This is a genomic window from Streptococcus sp. HMSC065H07 (assembly GCF_001837325.1).
Classification (GTDB): Bacteria; Bacillota; Bacilli; order Lactobacillales; family Streptococcaceae; genus Streptococcus; species Streptococcus salivarius_H.
This window is the reverse complement of sequence record NZ_KV832061.1, coordinates 963-20,216: the sequence shown is the minus strand read 5'-3', so window position 1 is coordinate 20,216 and position 19,254 is coordinate 963. Positions and strand designations below refer to the sequence as shown.

The 19,254-nt window shown below is 40.1% G+C and carries 14 protein-coding genes, 2 tRNA genes and 1 pseudogene; all 17 read right to left on the bottom strand.

Going from position 1 to position 19,254, the window contains the following annotated elements:
• Nucleotides 1-158 precede the first annotated feature (158 nt).
• A pseudogene (locus tag HMPREF2637_RS10560) lies at nucleotides 159-1,504 on the bottom strand (IS1182 family transposase); the annotation flags it as partial.
• Nucleotides 1,505-1,636: 132 nt separating this feature from the next.
• Nucleotides 1,637-3,184: a bifunctional phosphoribosylaminoimidazolecarboxamide formyltransferase/IMP cyclohydrolase gene (purH, locus tag HMPREF2637_RS10555; protein ID WP_064524998.1), complete on the bottom strand. Its 1,548-nt coding sequence runs from the start codon at nucleotides 3,182-3,184 to the stop codon at nucleotides 1,637-1,639.
• Between the two features lie 75 nt (nucleotides 3,185-3,259).
• Entirely contained in the window at nucleotides 3,260-3,814 is a 555-nt protein-coding gene (gene purN, locus HMPREF2637_RS10550) for a phosphoribosylglycinamide formyltransferase (protein WP_064525001.1), read from the bottom strand.
• Nucleotides 3,814-4,836, bottom strand: coding sequence for a phosphoribosylformylglycinamidine cyclo-ligase (purM, locus tag HMPREF2637_RS10545; RefSeq protein WP_013989890.1), 1,023 nt, complete (start codon nucleotides 4,834-4,836; stop codon nucleotides 3,814-3,816). The genes purN and purM overlap by 1 nt, the downstream gene beginning before the upstream one ends.
• 171 nt (nucleotides 4,837-5,007) lie before the next feature.
• Nucleotides 5,008-6,447, bottom strand: coding sequence for an amidophosphoribosyltransferase (gene purF, locus HMPREF2637_RS10540; protein WP_002889568.1), 1,440 nt, complete (start codon nucleotides 6,445-6,447; stop codon nucleotides 5,008-5,010).
• A gap of 155 nt (nucleotides 6,448-6,602) precedes the next feature.
• Entirely contained in the window at nucleotides 6,603-10,328 is a 3,726-nt protein-coding gene (locus tag HMPREF2637_RS10535) for a phosphoribosylformylglycinamidine synthase (RefSeq protein ID WP_064525004.1), read from the bottom strand.
• A gap of 66 nt (nucleotides 10,329-10,394) precedes the next feature.
• Nucleotides 10,395-11,102, bottom strand: a complete 708-nt coding sequence (gene purC / locus HMPREF2637_RS10530; protein ID WP_037599463.1) for a phosphoribosylaminoimidazolesuccinocarboxamide synthase — start codon at nucleotides 11,100-11,102, stop codon at nucleotides 10,395-10,397.
• A gap of 254 nt (nucleotides 11,103-11,356) precedes the next feature.
• Entirely contained in the window at nucleotides 11,357-11,602 is a 246-nt protein-coding gene (locus HMPREF2637_RS10525) for a phosphopantetheine-binding protein (protein ID WP_064525006.1), read from the bottom strand.
• Nucleotides 11,602-12,606 carry a phosphate acyltransferase PlsX gene (gene plsX, locus HMPREF2637_RS10520; RefSeq protein WP_013989885.1) on the bottom strand — a complete coding sequence of 335 codons (1,005 nt, stop codon included), beginning with the start codon at nucleotides 12,604-12,606 and terminating at the stop codon, nucleotides 11,602-11,604. Before plsX ends, HMPREF2637_RS10525 begins: the two co-directional genes overlap by 1 nt.
• A 211-nt stretch (nucleotides 12,607-12,817) precedes the next feature.
• Nucleotides 12,818-13,591 (bottom strand): DNA repair protein RecO, encoded by a 774-nt coding sequence (gene recO, locus HMPREF2637_RS10515; protein WP_064525009.1) that lies wholly within the window; start codon nucleotides 13,589-13,591, stop codon nucleotides 12,818-12,820.
• Nucleotides 13,578-14,753 carry a pyridoxal phosphate-dependent aminotransferase gene (locus HMPREF2637_RS10510; protein ID WP_049545078.1) on the bottom strand — a complete coding sequence of 392 codons (1,176 nt, stop codon included), beginning with the start codon at nucleotides 14,751-14,753 and terminating at the stop codon, nucleotides 13,578-13,580. Before HMPREF2637_RS10510 ends, recO begins: the two co-directional genes overlap by 14 nt.
• A gap of 91 nt (nucleotides 14,754-14,844) precedes the next feature.
• Entirely contained in the window at nucleotides 14,845-15,810 is a 966-nt protein-coding gene (locus HMPREF2637_RS10505) for a ribose-phosphate diphosphokinase (RefSeq protein WP_002886286.1), read from the bottom strand.
• A gap of 211 nt (nucleotides 15,811-16,021) precedes the next feature.
• On the bottom strand, nucleotides 16,022-17,533 hold the full coding sequence (locus tag HMPREF2637_RS10500; protein WP_064525012.1) for a PcsB-like coiled-coil domain-containing protein: 1,512 nt from the start codon (nucleotides 17,531-17,533) through the stop codon (nucleotides 16,022-16,024).
• An 84-nt stretch (nucleotides 17,534-17,617) separates the two neighbouring features.
• Nucleotides 17,618-18,142 (bottom strand): rod shape-determining protein MreD, encoded by a 525-nt coding sequence (gene mreD / locus HMPREF2637_RS10495; protein WP_064525015.1) that lies wholly within the window; start codon nucleotides 18,140-18,142, stop codon nucleotides 17,618-17,620.
• Between the two features lies 1 nt (nucleotide 18,143).
• Nucleotides 18,144-18,974 carry a rod shape-determining protein MreC gene (gene mreC, locus HMPREF2637_RS10490; protein WP_049545166.1) on the bottom strand — a complete coding sequence of 277 codons (831 nt, stop codon included), beginning with the start codon at nucleotides 18,972-18,974 and terminating at the stop codon, nucleotides 18,144-18,146.
• Between the two features lie 58 nt (nucleotides 18,975-19,032).
• Nucleotides 19,033-19,120: transfer RNA gene (locus HMPREF2637_RS10485), tRNA-Ser, on the bottom strand.
• A 4-nt stretch (nucleotides 19,121-19,124) separates the two neighbouring features.
• Nucleotides 19,125-19,198: transfer RNA gene (locus HMPREF2637_RS10480), tRNA-Ile, on the bottom strand.
• Nucleotides 19,199-19,254: the final 56 nt, after the last annotated feature.

Here is a 19,254-nt window from a genome sequence, read left to right as displayed (position 1 = left end):
TGGTTACAATCAATTAGTTCTTCCATTTTGGGATAGTGAGTTATACATTGCAAAATATTATAAACCCTCTCTATCCTATATTTCTTATAATCCGATGATTTCATTTTTTTAAGTCGTTCTATATTATAGAAAAATTCCATCATTTCAGATGGAATTTCAGAATGAAGACAAATATCGTTTTTAATGTTTGTCTTTTTTATATTCTTACCTAACTCTCCCATACTCCAATAATATTGAGGTATTTGGGTAAAATAACAGGTCTTTCCTGCTATCATTTTTACCAATTTTTGATATTTAGACATTCTAAAGTAAGCCCCACCTTATCTTCCATTTTGGACTTTCCTTTTTCTCTGGTATAACGCAAGTTATGATATTCTTTAGCTGTTCCGAATAACCGTTCTATCGTTTCTTTGTGGTGTTGGCGACTTTCTGTACAAATCGCTAACAAGGGACAGGTCTTACAAATTTTGGGATTGCTTTTATATTCTCTATAACCTTCACGTGTCGTTGTACGGTAAGTTAATACCTGGTTCTCTGGACAAAGATAGCAGTCAAAATGTTCGTCATGGACAAAGTCTTTAGGACGTAGAAAGCCTCTCTTACCTCTTGGTCTAGTGTAAGGAAATACTGGCGTAATCCCTTTTTCCAAAAGAAACTTGGCAATACTAGGTATTTTGTAGCCTGAATCCGCAATAATGAATTCAGGGAAGAAGGGTTCTAACTTGGCAAAAAGAGCAGGGAAGGCCTGACTATCATGGATGTTACCTGCTTCAACTGTATAAGCCAAGGCCCAACCATGTTTATCACAAGCTACCTGAGCATTATAAGCGAAGACTTCCTTGTGCTCTCCCTTGTGAAACCAACCACTGTCTGGATCTGTCGTTGATTGTTTCTTAGGTTTAGCCTCACCTTTTTTGGCGGGCTTTAAGAACTTTTTTGCGTGTTTTCTCCTATCTAAATTAATCTCAATTTCCAGTTGTTCACTCATGAATTTAGCTTTTTGATCAATAACAACAGTTTTGTACTTATGATTATTAGCAGCTACCTTGATATGTGTCCCATCGATGAAGATTTCTGAGGAATCAATGAGCCCCGCCTCCAAAACGTGATGAAGCACATGACTAAAAATGTGTGCTAATAATTCTTTATTTTGAAAGCGTCGGCTATAGTTCTTACCGTAAGTTGTAAAATGTGGTACCTTATCATCCAGAGATAAGCCAAGAAACCATCGGTAAGCCGTATTCACCTCAATATCTTTAATGGTTTGGCGCATAGAACGAATGCCATAAAAACATTGAATCAACGGAATCTTAACTAACAAGACAGGGTCTAAACTAGGACGACCATTATCGGAGGAATAACTATCCTCGACAAGATCATAAATAAAAGAAAAATCAATCGTTTCCTCGACTTTTCTTAGAAAATGGTCTTTAGGCACAAGTTCATCAAGCGTATAGAATCCTACTTGACGTCGATTGTACTCAGGGTTTTCTTTGTGAAACATAGAAGCACCTCATCAAATACCTTTTTCTTTTATTATACTCCTTCAAAGCAAGAAAAGTCCCCAGAAGTATAACTTCTGAGGACTTTGTCTTCCATCTGAAATTCCGTCATTTCAGATGGAATTTTTTATTTCTTAATGTCTAAAATGTCTTACGCCTGTAAAGATCATTGTCAAACCATGTTTATCAGCCGCTTCGATTGACTCTTGGTCACGTACTGATCCACCCGGTTGGATGATAGCTTTAATACCTGCTTTAGCGATTTCTTCCACGTTATCTGCAAATGGGAAGAAGGCATCTGAAGCAAGAACAGCACCATCAAGACGGTCTTTAGCTTGCTCAATGGCGATACGGACTGAAGCCACACGGTTAGTTTGACCAGGACCAACACCAAGTGTCATGTGGTCGTTAGTCACGATAATACCATTTGATTTGACATACTTGATCGCTTTCCAAGCAAACTCCAGAGCTGTCGCTTCTGTATCAGTTGGTTGGCGCTTGGTCACAACTTGCCAGTCAGCGGGACTTTCTTTAACAACGTCTTGGTTTTGAACGAGAAGTCCACCGACAACACCAGTGTATTCTGCTTCCACTTCGCTAGCATCTTGAGCGTCAAATGGCAACTCAAGGATACGCAAGTTTTTCTTCTTGGTAGTCAAGATTTCAAGTGCTTCGTCTGTGTAGCTTGGTGCAATGATGATTTCAAGGAAGACACCGTGCATTTTCTTAGCCGTCGCAGCGTCAACTTCACGGTTGAGAACGACGATACCACCGAAGATTGACACTGGGTCAGCTTCATAAGCGTAGTCCCAAGCTGTTTCAATGTCATCAGCTTGACCGATACCACATGGGTTCATGTGTTTGAGAGCCACAACTGTTGGACGGTCTTTGAAATCACGGATGATACGGATAGCAGCATCAGCATCACGGATATTATTGAATGACAATTCTTTACCGTTAAGCTGTTTAGCTGATGCAATTGAGTAAGCCGTTGACAAACCTTTTTGGTAGAAGTCTGCGTCTTGTTGAGGGTTTTCACCGTAACGCATAGGTTGCTTGAGGTCATAAGTCAAAGTGAGTTTTTCAGGTTTTGTTTCACCCACTTGAGCTGTGAAGTATTCTGCAATCAAAGCGTCGTATGAAGCTGTGTGACGGTATACTTTCGCTGCCAAACGTTGGCGAGTTTCGTAACTTGTTTCGCCGTTTGCTGACAATTCGTCAAGAACAACAGCATAATCAGCAGGATCTACCACAACTGTTACGCTAGCATGGTTTTTAGCTGCTGAACGAAGCATTGATGGCCCACCGATATCAATGTTTTCAACTGCGTCAGCGTAAGTCACGTCTGGTTTGAGAATGGTTTCCTTGAATGGATAAAGGTTTACCACAACAAGATCAATCAATTCGATATTATTGTCCTTAGCCGCTTGAAGGTGGCTATCAAGGTCACGACGAGCGAGGAGACCACCGTGGATATTTGGGTGAAGGGTCTTAACACGTCCGTCCATCATTTCTGGGAAACCAGTCACATCGTCAATGGCAATAGTGCCTACCCCAGCATTGTCAAGGGCAACTTTGGTACCACCTGTTGAGATGATATCCCAACCTAATTTTTTGAGTTCTTGGGCAAATTCAACGATGCCCGCTTTGTCTGAGACTGAAATAAGTGCTCGTTTAGTCATTTTCTTTCTTTTCCTTTTTTAAAAAAGTTCTTTATCTGCTACAGTCGAAAATTTTCTTTCAGCTCTAGCACTTCCTTATTTTCGTGCAACTCCCAAACTATCCAAGACTTCTGGATAGAGCTTATACTCTGCTTCGTGGATGCGAGTTTCGAAAGTATCAAGGGTATCAACTTCAAGGCGTGGCACACGGACTTGTTTGATGACCTTTCCGGTATCAACGCCAGAATCCACCCAGTGAATAGTTACACCAGACTGGTCAACACCTGCATTCCAAGCATCCTCAATACCATGAGCCCCCGGAAATTCAGGGAGATAAGCCGGGTGAATATTGATAATACGGCCTTCGTAAGCTGCTAGCAAGGTTGGGCCGACGATTTTCATATAACCCGCCAAACAAACCAAATCAATCTGGTGATCATCCAAGAGTTTGACGATAGCTTCTTCATAAGCCGCTTTATTGTCAAATTCCTTGAGTTCAAAGGCATGGCTAACCACATTAAGATTCTTGGCACGTTCCAAGACATAGGCATCACGGTGATCTGAAAAGATAAATTCTACTGGAAATTGTTCTGCAATCACCTGGAAGTTTGAGCCGTTGCCAGAGGCAAATACAGCAATCCTTTTAGCCATTATTTAATCACCACACTTGCGCCATCTTTCTTCACAATACGACCGATTTCATAAACAGGTTCGTCAAGAAGTTCTTTGACACGTTCAACATTTTCTGGTTTAACCGCAAGCATGAGACCAATACCCATGTTGAAGATTTCAAACATTTCTTCATGTTTGATTTCACCATATTTTTCAAGAGCTTTGAAAATTGGAAGGACTGGCACTTTGCTTTCGTCAATTTCAGCAGCCAAGTCATCTGAGAACATACGTGGCACATTTTCGATGAAACCACCACCTGTGATGTGGGCAATTCCATTCACCAATTCTTCTTTGATGAGTGGCAAAGCCGCTTTGACGTAGATACGAGTTGGTTCAAGAAGAACGTCTTTAAGTTTTTTGCCTTCAAGTTCTGGGAGAACTTCTTCACCTGTGTAATCAGCAAAGACACGACGCACGAGTGAGTAACCGTTTGAGTGGATACCACTTGAAGCAAGTCCAAGAAGCACGTCACCTTCAGCCACTTTTGAACCGTCAATGATTTGAGATTTTTCTGCGATACCTACCGCGAAACCTGCTAAATCATAGTCGTCTTCACCATACATACCAGGCATTTCAGCAGTTTCACCACCAATGAGAGCTGCACCAGCTTGCACACAACCTTCAGCAACACCAGCAACGACTTGTTCCAATTTAGCTGGTTCATTTTTACCAGTTGCTACGTAGTCAAGGAAGTAAAGGGGCTCAGCACCTGCAGCGATGATATCGTTAACACACATAGCGACACAGTCTTGACCGATAGTATCGTGTTTGTCGTACTTAATAGCAAGCATGAGTTTAGTACCGACACCATCTGTACCTGAGATCAAAACTGGCTCTTTGACACCCGTTTTTGAAAGGTCGAACATACCACCAAAGCCACCGAGAGCTCCCATGACACCTGCACGCTCTGTGCGGGCAACATGTTTTTTGATACGTTCAACAACTTCATAACCTGCTTCAACGTCCACACCCGATTGGGCATAAGCATTTTTATTTGTCATTTGTTTATTCCTTTTCTTTTTTTCGAGAAAAATACTAGTCAGGTCTCCAGCTTTGGCTCCATAGGGCAAAGCGTCTACTGACAAATGCTTTAGCTTTTAGTCAGTAGTTAGACGTGGAGCGTAAGCATTTTTAGACATAATTTTTTACTCTTTTTTCCTTCTAGACTACTCTTAATAGAAAGAAGTGTGTTCTTTCAAACTTTCCAAATAGCGTTCTTCGTAGTCATACAATGGTGTTGGATATTTACCATCAAAGTAAGCCACACAAAGGCCACCGTTCGGTGCATCTGTGTCAATTCCAATAGAATCAATCAAGCCATCAATAGACAAGTAAGTCAAGCTATCCGCACCAATGATTTCGCGTGTTTCCTCAACTGTATGATTGGCCGCAATCAATTCCTTACGTGTTTGAATATCGATACCGTAGAAACATGGATAGGCAAGGGCTGGACTACCGATTGCTACGTGAACCTCTGTTGCTCCTGCTTCTTTTAGCAAATTAACGATACGACGTGAGGTTGTCCCACGTACAATAGAGTCGTCAATCATAACCACACGTTTGCCTTTAACAACACCTGATACGGCAGAGAGCTTCATACGAACCCCTTGCTCACGCAATTCTTGTGTTGGTTGGATAAAGGTACGTTGAGTGTATTGGTTTTTAATCAAGCCCATTTCATTTGGCAAGCCTGATTCTTCTGCAAATCCCATGGCTGCGCTAAGTGATGAATTAGGCACACCAACTACAATATCTGCTTCATGTTTGAATTCACGTGCCAATTGAGCACCCATACGTTTACGAGCTGTATGGACATTGACCCCTTGGATATTTGAATCAGGACGGGCAAAGTAAATATACTCCATTGAGCAAACAGCCAATTGGGTGTCCGTTGTATAGTTATCGTAAGTAATGCCATTATCATCGATGATAACAACCTCACCTGGATTCACATCGCGAATCCACTCTGCTCCAACCACTTCAAAGGCACAGGTTTCAGATGAAACCACAATAGCTCCATTGGCCATCTTACCAATAGAAAGGGGACGGAAACCATTTGGATCCAAGGCTGCAATGAGCTTGTCCTCAAGCATGAGGAGGTAAGCAAATCCACCTTTAACAGTGTTCAAGGCTTCTTTCACCTTACCCATGAAGGACGGGTTATGGCTACGACGAATCAAGTGGGCCAAAATTTCTGAGTCAGAAGTCGAGTTAAAGATTGCACCATTTTTTTCCAACTCACGTCTAAGTGACTCTGCATTAGTCAAGTTCCCGTTGTGGGCAAGTCCAAACTGATTGTCATAAAACTTAAACAAGAAAGGTTGAATATTGTCTACAGAAGCTTCACCAGCAGTCGCATAACGAACATGACCGATAGCAGCTGTTCCAGTTAGCTTGTCCAAGTTGGCTGGATCACGAAAAACTTCTGAGAGAAGCCCCATATCACGATGACGCTTCAATTGACCCGCATCATTTGAGAGAATTCCTGCTCCCTCTTGACCACGGTGTTGGAGACTGTGAAGTCCGAAATAAGTTAATTTGGCAGCATCTGGGTGACCCCAGATACCAAAAACACCACATTCTTCATTAAGAGATTTAACTTCGTATGTCATTTTTTATACCTTTTATTTTTGATATTTTCCTTATGCAAGGCGAACGAAAAACTGTTTCTAGCCTCTCATTTCACTAATTGGAACTCAAGTTTTCAAGCTCTTTAGAACTACTGCTACATTGAAAAATATCATTACTGAGTGCACTTGTCACTCTATTATTTTCCAGTAAAGTATTTAACCGCTGACGCAAAGAGGTGTTGGTCTTTATTTCCTGGAATATTTTGGAAAAGACCGTCTTCGAAACGTTCTGAGTGACCCATCTTACCAATAATTTGACCGTTCTTACTTATGATACCTTCGATAGCATTCACAGATCCGTTAGGATTGTATTTAGAATCCATGCTTGGTTTACCTTCGAAGTCAACATATTGGGTAAAGATTTGACCATTGTCACGAAGCTCTGCAAATTCCTCAGCTGTCACGACAAATTTACCTTCACCATGTGATACTGGGATGGCATGGATGTCACCAACTTCTACTCCAGCAAGCCATGGTGAGTTCGTGTTGGCAATACGTGTTTCAACCATCTTAGCCACGTGTTGATTGGCATCATTGTAGAAGAGGGTTGGACTGGTACTGCTTGCATCTTCAAAGTTACCATATGGAAGAAGACCTGATTTGACAAGAGCTTGGAATCCGTTACAGATACCGATAATCAAACCACCACGTTCGATGAAGCTATCGATGGCTGCACGTACTTTTTCATTGAGCAAGATGTTAACGATAAATTTAGCTGATCCGTCTGGTTCATCGGCTGCTGAGAAGCCTCCTGCAAAGAAGATAATGTTAGCTTTTTCGATATTGTCAACCATGGTGTCAACAGACTTGACAATAGCCTCTTCGTTAAGTGTTACAAATGGTACCAAGTTGACTTTTGCACCTTCTTTTTCAAAGGCCTTAGCTGAATCGTACTCAGAGTTAGTACCTGGGAATACTGGGATGTAAACCACTGGTGTCTCAACTGTTTCTTTAGCTTTGATAACAGCATCTGATGCCACAGCAGGTACTTCTTCCAACTCAGTTGCTTGTGCAAATTCCGTTGGGTAAACCTCTTCCAATTTACCTTGGAAGGCACTGTCAAGTTTGTGTCCATCAAGCGTTACATCATTGACAGTAAGTGTAAAGTCAGCTACTGTTTGTCCAATCTTGGCAACCCCTGAAATCTCTTCCGGAGATGTGAAGACGAATCCACCCAATTGAGCTGTCAAGGCAGTCTCAAGATTTTCAAGGGTTACAGTGGCACCAATATGGTTACCAAATGTTGCAAGAGCAAGCGCTTCAAGGACACCACCATATTTGACAGCTGATGCAGATGTGACTTTATGATCGGCTTGGATGGCTTCAAACTTAGCAAAGTTAGACTTGATAAGATCGAAGTCAATTTCTTGTGCCAAAGCTTGACCTGGGATATAGTAAATATTTTCACCAGCAGCTTTAAATTCTGGAGAAAGGACCTTACGACTATCTGCAGTTGTGACACCAAAAGCAACCAAGGTTGGTGGTACTGTCAATTCTTCAAAGGTACCAGACATAGAGTCTTTACCACCGATAGATGGCAAACCGAGTTGAATCTGCGCTTCAATTGATCCAAGAAGAGCTGATACTGGTTGACCAAAACGCTCTGCTTGTTTATCCATACGCTCGAAGTATTCTTGATAAGAGAAACGAGCCTTAGACCAGTTTGCACCAGCAGCAACCAAACGAGCGGTTGCTTCGATGACCGCATAAGCAGCACCATGATATGGAGACCATTCTGCTACATAAGGGTTGAACCCTTGCGCCATAACAGAAGCAGTTGTTGTCACACCATGTTGGACTGGCAATTTCTGTACAGAAGCTTCAGTTGGTGTGATTTGGTAACGACCACCAAGTGGGTGATTGACTGTTGAACGACCAACTGAGCTATCAAAGATGGTTTGCAAGCCTTTTTGACTGGCATGGTTAAGGTCAGCCAAGACTGCAAGCGTATCTGTTTCAAGGGTTTCGGCAGATGTTTGGCGTTCTTCTGGAAGCTTGACATCCTTGTCAACTACCTTAGCATCCACAACTACACGTACACCGTTTGTATCAAGGAAACGACGTTCCAAATCAACGATGGTTTCGCCATTCCAGTGCATAACAAGATTTGTTTTTTCAGTCACTGTCGCAACGATAACCGCGTCAATATTTTCTTTGTTACATTCTGCAATGAAGGCATCTACATCTTCTGGACGAACTACCACAGCCATACGCTCTTGAGATTCAGAGATGGCAATTTCGGTACCGTTCAATCCTTGATATTTCAATGGTACTTTGTCTAGATCAATTTCAAGACCATCTGCCAATTCACCGATCGCTACGCAGACGCCACCAGCACCAAAGTCATTTGATTTCTTGATAAGACGTGTCACTTCCCCATTACGGAAAAGACGTTGGATCTTACGTTCTTCGATGGCATTCCCTTTTTGAACCTCAGCACCAGCTGTTTCAACAGATTCAACCGTTTGAACTTTAGATGAACCTGTCGCACCACCGACACCATCACGTCCAGTCTTACCACCGAGCAAGATAATCACATCACCTGCTTCAGGTTTTTCACGGACAACATTTTCCTTAGGAGCCGCACCGACCACGGCACCTAGCTCCATACGCTTAGCAACAAAACCTGGGTGGAAGTATTCACGAACATAGGTTGTTGCAAGACCAATTTGGTTACCGTATGAAGAATAACCGTGAGCTGCTGTTTTAGAAATCACTTGTTGTGGTAATTTACCAGCACGAGTTTCAGCAATTGGTGTTGTAATATCACCAGCACCTGAGATACGCATGGCTTGGTAAACATATGAACGACCTGACAATGGGTCACGAATGGCCCCACCGATACAAGTAGCAGCCCCACCAAATGGTTCGATCTCCGTTGGGTGGTTGTGGGTTTCGTTCTTGAACATGAGAAGCCATGGCTCTTTCACACCATTGACATCCACTTCAATTTCAACTGAGCAGGCATTGATTTCATCAGACACTTCCATGTCGTCCAAACGACCATTGGCACGCTCATAACGACCAAAAATAGTCGCCATATCCATCAAGGTTTGAGGTTTTTCGGTACGTCCCAACTCATCACGCATGGCAATATACTTGTCATAAGTCGCTTGCAATTGTTTTTCAAATTTAGAAGCAGAGAAGTCGATGTTTTTCAACTCAGTCTCGAAAGTTGTGTGACGACAGTGGTCAGACCAGTAAGTATCCAACACCTTAAGCTCAGTCTCAGTTGGCACACGACCAATAGACTTGAAGTAATCTTGAATGAATAGAAGGTCATCCACTTCCATTGCCAATCCTTGCTCTGCCTTATACTTAGCAAAATCTTCTGCCGTATAAGTTTCAAAGAAATCCAAACTTGGAATGGTCTTGTCAGACTCAGAGAAATCCTGTTTAGCAATGCCAACAGTGATGTCTTTGAAACGAGAATCCACTGGGTTCAAGAGGTAGTTTTTGACAGCTTCCAACTCATTCGCATCAATATCCTTGTTAACCAAGTAAAGTTGCGCTGTGTTCACCGTTACATCATTTGAACTACCAAGCAAAAGCAAAGCTTCCTGTGAAGATGCCGCACGTTGGTCAAATTGACCAGGCAAACTTTCGATAGCAAAGAAAGCATACTTCTCAAGATCAGCCTTAACCGCAGCTTCATCCAAAACAGTATCGGTCACTTGCTCAGAGAAGATGTGTTTTTCCGCACGCGCAAACAAGTCCTCTGCCAAATTAAAGACATCGTAAACTTGAACAATACGAAGATCATTCAAAGTTTTCAACTGAAGATTATGCTTTAATTCTTTTACTAAAGAGTGAGATTTCACACGAAAATCAGCTTTTTTCTCAACGAAAATACGTTTATCCATTTTATTTCCTTTATCTATTTCTACTTAAAGATTGTAGTGAAGACCAAGTATTCTATTTGTAAAAGGCTACTTCAATCCTTGTAATTTTTCCAATACAACTTCATAAACATCTGTCAAGCTACCAAGATCACGACGGAAGACATCCTTGTCCATATGGTGCCCCTCAGCATCCCAAAGGCGGCAGTTATCTGGTGAAAATTCATCTGCCAAGATAATTTTGCCATCCTTATCAAAACCGAATTCCAATTTGAAGTCAATCAAACGAAGACCAATTTGTGCAAACCAATCTTTCAGCAATTCATTGATACGACGCGTTTCTTCCTTGATATAAGCAATTTGTTCATCATTGGCAATATCCAAGAACTTCACATGCTCATCATTGATGAATGGATCATCCAAATCATCGTTCTTATAGTAAAATTCAACGATAGGAGTTTTCAAGTCCAAACCTTCTTCCACGCCAAAACGTTTAGAAAAAGAACCCGCAGTCACGTTACGAAGAACAACCTCCAAAGGAATGATTTTCACTTTCTTGTTGAGTTGTTCTGTGTCAGAAATACGTTCGATAAAGTGAGTAGCTACACCCGCAGCATTCAATTTTTCAAAAATAAGAGACGAAATCTGATTATTTAGCACACCCTTTCCCTTAATAGTCTCCTTACGAGCACCATTAAGCATAGTTGCTTGGTCCTTATAGACCGACTTAATCACATTTTCGTCTTCTGTACTATAAATATCTTTAGCTTTACCAGTATAAATTAGTTGGTTTGACATGGTATTGTTCGCCTTTCAAGTTTATTCTTCCTAATTATACCACACCAGAATCCAAAAACCAATATATAGCAAACTTTATTACTTTAGTAAAAAAACAACGTTCGTCTTTTGATTCTTTTTTAGAGTTTCCTAATAAAAAATGTATAGAAAAAAGGAGTGTGACAGAACTAAATCCATATAACATTTAGTTTCTTGCCTCACTCCCACAAAATAACAATCGTATAGTACACAACTATTATCTATCTCTAGCTTTCTTATTCTTTATTCAATTCCTCAGACAAATAGTTCAACAAATCAGCTACCTTAACCATATGGTCAATAGTATCATCGGAAATCTCAAGAGCAAACTCATCCTCCAAATTAATAATGAATTCCATAAGCTCTATTGAATCTACACCCAAGTCATCTAATTTGGTGGCTTCGGTTAAAACAATGTCCTCTTTACCCATCTGCTCTTGAATAACGAGCTGCATTTTCTGAAGAATTTCTACTCTACTCATCAGTTAGCCTCCTCTTTCGGACTAAAGGCTTCAACTAGCTGCTCAACAACCTTAGTATCAAGCATCGTACGAACCTGCTTAATGGTGTAGTAAACTGCCTTAGCATCACTAGATCCATGACATTTTACTACGGGAGCTTTAAGACCAAAGAGAACCGCACCTCCGGCGCTAGAGTAATCCATAGTCTCTTTCATACCTTTTAGACTATCCTTCAATAGGAAGGCACCTAACTTAGCTTTAAGACCACCATTCATGATAGCTGACTTAAGAGTCTTCATGGCACCAAGTCCCGTTCCTTCAATTGCCTTAAGAACTGCATTTCCTGTGAAACCATCAGCGACTACTACATCAGCAGCTCCTGACATAATTTCACGCGCCTCAACATTACCAACAAAGTTAATACTTGGCTCCTTAGATAGGAGTTCAAAAGCCTCCTTACGAAGACTATCCCCCTTTGTTTCCTCAGTCCCATTATTAAGGAGACCTACACGAGGGTTGGCAATGCCACGCACATTTTTAGCATAGAAAGAGCCTAAAATAGCATATTGATGCAAATGACTAGCTGTATTTTCCGCATTTGCACCTAAATCAAGCATATCAAAGGGTTGACCAGTAAAACTTGGCATTGTTGACATAAGACCTGGACGCTCAACTCCCTTAATACGTCCGACCACGAAGAGACCTGCGGCAAGAAGGGCACCTGTATTTCCCGCAGAAATCACGGCACCTGCTTTTTTCTCCTTAACAGCTTGTGCACCTAAGACCATTGAAGCTTTTTTCTTCTTGCGAATAGCTTTAGCTGGCTCATCATCCGAATTTATCTTTTCATCAGTATGCACAATGCTCACACGTTCATTCGCTGTCAAATAAGTCTTGATTTTAGCTTCATCACCATAAAGCTGGATTTCAATATCTTTGAAATCTGCTATAGCTTGGTTGACTCCCTCTACAATTGCTTGTGGCGCATTATCGCCACCCATAGCATCTACTGCAATTACATGCATAGCATTCTCCCTCTCGTCCTCTGCCATAAAAAACAAACTCAGATTTCTTTCAATAAAATATTAGGTAACTAAAATAGACTAGTTCACTGTTTCTAGCAGAGTCTTTCAGCTTATTATCTTATTATTATAGCACGAACTGACCTGCATTTTAACCCCTGAGACTGAAAACCATTACTTTCCTGTTTCACGTGAAACAAAAAGAAGATAATGTCTAGTCAGCACTATCTTCTTTATTCATAATATGGCCCCAAGAATTTAGATTATCAATAAACTTCTTACTTTTAAGATGTATTCCAACATAATTATCATAGAGGTCATCGATAAAATATCGTAGCTTTCGTTTCATGTCATCCTTAACAGATATGCTTCTCAATTCTTCAAAGGAAAGCCCCTGAAAACAATCTAAAAGATAAGGCACATTAGGGTCCAAGTGACTACGCCTTTCATCCTCTGCATAGTGATTTGGACAAAGTAGCCCCGAGAACTTAAACGAGAAATCAAAAGGAAGTCCTACACGATGACAAAAGACACACTCGTGAAAATTCAAGCGTACGCCGAAACGGTCTAAAACCTGAATCTCAAAGATATTAGTCAATATTTCATAATCCAAGCCTTCTTCCATTAATTCAAGCGTCTTCTCCAAGAATACAAATAATTGCGCATCTGTCACACCATCAGCAATAGTAGCATCTGTCAATGCAGCCAAATAAGTCGCATAAGACAGCTTGAAAATATCGCTTGTAATTTCCTTGAAGGATTGTGCCTGGCTATAATCTTCTATGAAAGATAGACCTTCATCATTTACAGTCATCATGAATTCAGCGATGGTCAAAGGTTGAATGACAGCACTTAATTTACCTGCCCCACCACCTCTAACAAAAAACATCCGTTTACCAGCTTGCTCGGTAAAAATTTTAACTAGTTTATCATTCTCACGATAATTACGATTGAAGAGGACAAGCCCTCTACTCTCAAGCTTCTGCATGTTCTTCCATAAACTCTTTCAAACGAGTCATAGCTGTTTCAATAGTATCCATGCTAGCCGCATACGACAAGCGAACAAAGCCTTCGCCATACTTCCCAAAAGCGACCCCTGGGATAATCGCAATAGCTTTTTCACGAGCAAAGTCTTGGCAGAACTTAAAGGAGTCTTGAGTATACCCTTCTGGAATCTTAGCAAAGATGTAGAAAGCACCATCAGGTTTAATAATTCTGAAACCAAGTTCAGTCATTTTTTCAAGAATATAATCGCGACGCTTCAAGTACTCAACTTTCATTGGTTGGGCATCATCCTTACCAGCAGATAAGGCTTCAATAGCTGCAAATTGTGCCATTGTTGCTGCAGCTGTTACCAAATATTGGTGACTCTTAATCAACTGAGCCGTCAAGACTGCAGGTGCGAAAATCAAACCAATACGCCACCCTGTCATCGCATGAGATTTAGACAAACCATTAATCAAAATCGTTTGTTCCGGTAAATACTCAGCAATAGATACATGGTGATCCACATAAGTTAGTTCAGAGTAAACTTCATCACTAACAACAAAAATATCGTATTTTTTCAGAACTTCAGCCAGATCTTTAATCTGTTGACGTGAGTAGGTCACACCGGTTGGGTTGGTTGGGTAGTTAAGCAAAACGGCTTTAAGCTTATCTCCCTGCTCCAAAATTGCCTTTTCTAACATCTCCGGAGTCAAAACAAAATCATTAGCTGTTGTATCAATTTCGACAATTTCAGCACCAACTAGATTTGCAATCGGCTCATATCCAGGATAGGCTGGTGCAGGTAAAAGAATCGTATCTCCTGGCTCCAAAATAGCAGTCAATGTTGCAGAAAGGGCTTCTGTAGCTCCAATAGTCACCAAAATTTCATTATCTGGGTTATAAGTAAGATTGTATTTTTCCTTAACAAACTCCGCAGCTGCCTGACGTAAGGCAGGAAGCCCTGCCATACCTGTATAGTGCGACTGGTTAGCATCGATAGCAGCTTTAGCAGCCTCTTTTACATGATCTGGAGTTGTAAAATCAGGTTCACCAAGTGTCAACTTTTTGATCCCTGGTACATCTGAAATTGATTGGTCAAACTGACGAATCATTGAAACTTCAATCTTATCTAAATTTTTATTAAAACGTTGTGTTAAATCCATCACGGTCACCTCTTTGCAATTATGCCTTACATTATATCAAAAACTCAAACGCATTTAAACACCAAAAAAGCTAGCCTAGGCTAGCTTTAGTCTATTTATGGCCCATTTCAAACAAAGGTGACAATGGACGTTTTTCATGAATACGAATAATTGCCTCTGAAATCAAATCAGCAATTGAAATTTGTTCAATTTTATCAATCAAACGTTCTTCTGGAAGATAAATCGTGTCCAATACGACAAGCTTCTCAATAGCAGATTTTTGAATATTATCAAGTGCTGGACCTGACAATACAGGATGAGTACATGAAGCATAAACATGAGTTGCACCAGCTTCAGCAAGCGCATCCGCCGCATGACAGATTGTACCCGCAGTATCAATCATATCATCAATCAAGATACATGTTTTACCTTCAACGTTACCAATAATATTCATAACCTCAGAAGTGTTCATTTTATCAACACTACGACGCTTATCAATGATTGCAATTGGTGTTTTCAAACATTGAGCAAGTTTTCGTGCACGAGTCACACCACCATGGTCTGGAGAAACAACAACAACATCATCCCCAGTAAGACCAGCACGATCAAAGTAATCTGCGATAAGTGGTGCACCCATCAAATGGTCTACAGGAATATCAAAGAATCCTTGAATTTGAGAAGCATGGAGGTCAACTGTCAAAAGTCGATCAACACCTGCAACCTCAAGCATATTAGCAACCAACTTAGATGTGATTGGTTCACGTGAACGTGCCTTACGGTCTTGACGTGCATAACCATAATAAGGCATAACAACACTGATTGTTTCTGCACTGGCACGTTTTAGTGCATCAACCATAATCAAGATTTCCATCAAGTTATCATTTACAGGGGAGCTTGTAGATTGAAGAATAAAAACGTGATGACCACGGATAGATTCTTCAATATTAACTTGAATCTCACCATCTGAAAATTCACGAACACTTGATTTTCCGAGTTCAATACCCATTTTATCAGCAACTTTTGCTGCTAATTCCTGGTTAGACGATAAAGCAAACAACTTCAAATTCGTATAAGACATGATTTCCTCCAAAATATCTACTAAACCATTCTACCTTTTTTTAGATTGATTTTCAATGCAAAATAAATGGTGTCACAGTAACTTAACAAGACTAAAAAGATTTAACCTTAACCTCGACATTTTCCCGTCTAAAAGCAGTTCCAGAAAGTAAAGACATTTTGCCATAAAATAAAAACGATTCGAGAAAATTCGAATCGCCTTTTTGTATTCATTATGGGTAAATATAGTATACAGAACCACCATGAGCTGATGATGTTGGATCAAATGTACCACGGTAGTTACCGATTGACATGTTACCAGCATAGTTTGATTCCATAACTTGAATTGAATTTGTACCTGATGCTGATGTTACGTAAGCTACGTGACCATAACCACCACCATCATTTGGCCAAACCGCAATTGCACCGGCTACAGGAGTCGTACCAACTGAGTGACCAGCTGCTTGTGCGCTAGCAATCCAGTTTTTAGCATTACCCCAGTAATTACCAACCCATGAAGCTAATGATTTAGCACCCCAAGTACATTGACCAACTGGATATGTATTAGGAGTTGATGCTGCTGATACTTTAGGTGTTTCAGCAGCAGGAGCTGGTGCTTCTGAAGCTGCAGGTGCTTGACTTGCTGGTGCTTCAGATGTTGCTGCAGGTGCTTCGCTAGCAGGAGCTTCTGAAGCTGCTGGAGCAGCTGATTCTGGTTGTGCTTCAGATGTTACTGGGGCAGCAGGCTCTTGTTGTGCCTCTGACGCAGCTGATTCTGGCTGTGCTTCAGATGTTGCTGGAGCAGCAGGCTCTTGTGTTGCTTCTGAAGTTGCAACAGTTGGCTCTTGAGTAGTTTCTGAAGTTTCTGATGAAACCGGTTCTTGTGCTACTTCTGAGGCTGTCGCTGTTTCTGAAACAGTAGCTTCAGAAGGTTGAGCTACAGCTTCTGAAGTTGCTGCCGCCTCTGATTGAGCTACAAATGCTGCCGCTTCTGAAGATGCTACTGCTTGTGCTGCTGCCTCTGATTCTGCAATTGCTTGAGACTGAGCAACTGATGCTGCAGTTGAAGCTGCCACAGCTTCTGCAGTTGATTTAGCAGAAACAAGTGATGTTTTTTCATCTTGTGCTGTAGCCAATTCTGCAGCCAAAGTAACTTGTGCTGCTTCTAGTTCAGCTTGTTGAGTTGTCAAACCAGCTTCTGTTGTTTCAAGCTCAGCTTTATTAGTTGCAATTTCATTAATAGCAGCTTGGTTTTGTTCTTGCTTTGCAGCAAGCTCTTTTTGATCAGACTCTTGTTTTGTCAACATGTCATTATTAGCCGTAACAACTTTTGAAATAGCTGTGATACGAGTAATAGCTTCAGAGATTGACTTAGAGTTCAAGATAGAGTTGATGTAGCTAGTCGCAGTATTATTTTGTTGAGCACTACGAGCTTGTTTCGCCAAAGAATCTTGACGAGCTACAATTTTACTTGATAATTCTTGAATTTCAGATTCCAAATCTGCTGACACTTTTTCAAGTTCAGCATTTTTAGTTTCCAATTCTGATTTTTGTGTTCTAAGTGTAGATACTTGAGATTGGATTGTAGCAACTTGCGCTTGTGCAGTCTCTTGTTGAGAAGCAAGGTTACTAATTGCATTATCTGCAGCAGCGATTTGCGAATCATAATCCTCTGCATGTACTGATGCAGCTGCTGATAAGGTTACACCACTTACCAACACTGCTGAAAGAATACGTTTTTTCATAATATAAAATACTACTCCTTTTCGATAAGACCTTCTTATTGTAACAAAAAATGACGCAAACTTTGTTACGCCAATATTACAGTTCTATTTAAATCTATCAACTGACAGATATAAAAATAATTTTTCAAGAATAGGTTTAATAAAGATAAAGATCAAAAGATTAAATACTATACTAGGACTTAGTTGATAAATAATAAAATCAGTCACAGACTCATTGGTGAAACCATAAAATACGGCAAAGCCAAAATTTATGGTATCAAAAAGAAATAAGAATAAAAACATTAACAAAAAATCAACATAGGTATTCCTCTTAACAATTCGAGCTAGCTGAGTTAACAGATAGCATAATAGTGGCAGAGTTAGAATTACTATACCAACTGTTTTGAAATAATAGGTATCATAAAGAAATCCAAAACAAATAAGGTAAAGAAATGCATACTTATTTGGAAAATCAAGAGTTAAGATGAAAATATAAATAATAAAAAGATGAGATGATAGAAAAAATTCAGGGGATAAATAATGATTAAGTATCATAGAAATATGACCATCCCATAGAAAAGGGACAATACTCAGTAAGAAAGGAATAATAGAATACTTGGATAATTTCATATTATTTACCATCTCCAACTAAAGTAACATAAGAAATTTTATCAAAATCAGCATAAGGTTTTACCAAAATCGTACGATTTCCTTCATAATCAATAACAGAGTCTACAGTACCAATTGGAACATCCTTTACTGATACATCATCAAGACCACTTGTGACTACTTCAGTGCCGACCTTAACGTTAGAAGATGAATTAAGTTGTGTCATCTCTAATAGCTTCTTTTTATTATCATAACGTGATATAATCCCGAAAATCTGATTATCGTCCTCTGATTTAACACTAGATGCAAGGTAACTATCACTAGAACTACTAGAAAGTAAAGAAATAGTTGTTGTATCATCATAAACTTTAGTTACAAAGCCAATAACTCCACCATTAGAAGTTGCTAGCATAGATTTACTAACATTCTTAGACTTACCCACATTAATAGTTAACTCTTTTAACCAAGTCACAGAAGGTCTCATAGAAACTTCAGCAGTGAGAACATTATCACGACTTAGCTTGTCCGAAAGATTAAGCGATGCTCTTAAAGAATCATTCTCTTCTTGCAAGTTAGAAATAATAGCCGATTGATTCTCTAAATTTGATAAAGATTTTTTTAAATCACGATTCTCAGAATAAGTTGATAAAAGATCAGAAAGAACATTGTGAGATTTTGATAGTGCAGTAAATGGAACAGAAACCACAGAGTCTACTTTTGTAACTAAACCAGATACATTAAAAGAGATATCCTTCGTTAATTTTTTATTAGTAAAGACAAAAGAAAAAAGCATTACAAAAAATAGAATAATAATAAACCCATAAAGAAGAAATCGATAAAAACTATTTTTCATTTTGTCACCTCAAAAAAAAGAAAACGAATTATCTAAAAGATAATTCGTCATAATACTACGGAGAATGGGGGATTCGAACCCCCGCGCCAGTTACCCGACCTAACGATTTAGCAAACCGTCCTCTTCAGCCTCTTGAGTAATTCTCCAATATGGGCACGAGTGGAATCGAACCACCGACCTCACGCTTATCAGGCGTGCGCTCTAACCATCTGAGCTACGCGCCCAAGCAAATGCTTGGCTATAATATCCAAATAAAGCGGGTGACGAGAATCGAACTCGC